This is a genomic window from Methylobacterium sp. WL18 (assembly GCF_008040015.1).
Lineage (GTDB): Bacteria > Pseudomonadota > Alphaproteobacteria > Rhizobiales > Beijerinckiaceae > Methylobacterium > Methylobacterium mesophilicum.
Genome location: NZ_VRVD01001143.1, coordinates 1 through 771, shown reverse-complemented (window position 1 = coordinate 771; position 771 = coordinate 1). Strand labels below are relative to the sequence as shown.

Below are 771 nucleotides of genomic sequence, written 5' to 3'. Positions count from 1 at the left end.
ACGGGGCTGCGCCCTGGCGCTCGCCCGCGAGGGCGTCGCCGTGACGATCACCGCCCGCACCGCGGAGACCCTGGAGGCGACCGCCGAGGCCATCCGCCGGGAGATCGGCGCCGCCGTGACCGTGGTGGTGGGCGACATCGCCACCGAGGCCGGCCGGGCCGCCGCGCTCGCCGCCTGCCCGGAGCCCGACATCCTGGTCAACAATGCCGGCGGCCCGCCCCCGGGGGATTTTCGCGACTGGGACCGCGACGCCTGGATCCGGGCGCTCGACGCCAACATGCTGGCGCCGATCGCACTCATCAAGGCCACCATCGACGGCATGATCGGACGCAGGTTCGGCCGGATCGTGAACATCACCTCCGGGGCCGTGAAGGCGCCGATCGCGCATCTCGGCCTGTCCAACGGCGCCCGCTCGGGGCTGACCGGCTTCGTGGCGGGCCTCGCCCGCCAGACGGTGCGGCACAACGTGACGATCAACAACCTCCTGCCCGGCCCGTTCGACACCGACCGGATCCGCAGCAACGCCGCCGCCGGGGCCGCCCAGGCCGGCACCAGCGTGGAGGCGTTCCTCGAAGCCCGGGCGCGCGACAACCCCGCGGGCCGCTTCGGCCGCCCGGACGAGTTCGGCGCCGCCTGCGCGTTCCTGTGCAGCCAGCACGCCGGGTTCATCACCGGCCAGAATGTATTGATGGATGGCGGGGCGTATTCGGGGACGTTGTGAATACCTGTGCGGCCAGACCATCCGATCCCTCCCACCCATCCCCCCTCATC

1 protein-coding gene is annotated in these 771 nt (G+C 72.8%); it reads left to right on the top strand.

From position 1 onward, the window contains the following. Nucleotides 1-721, top strand: a 721-nt coding sequence (locus FV228_RS31410; protein WP_147857939.1) for an SDR family oxidoreductase, incomplete at its 5' end; no start/stop codon positions are given. Nucleotides 722-771: the final 50 nt, after the last annotated feature.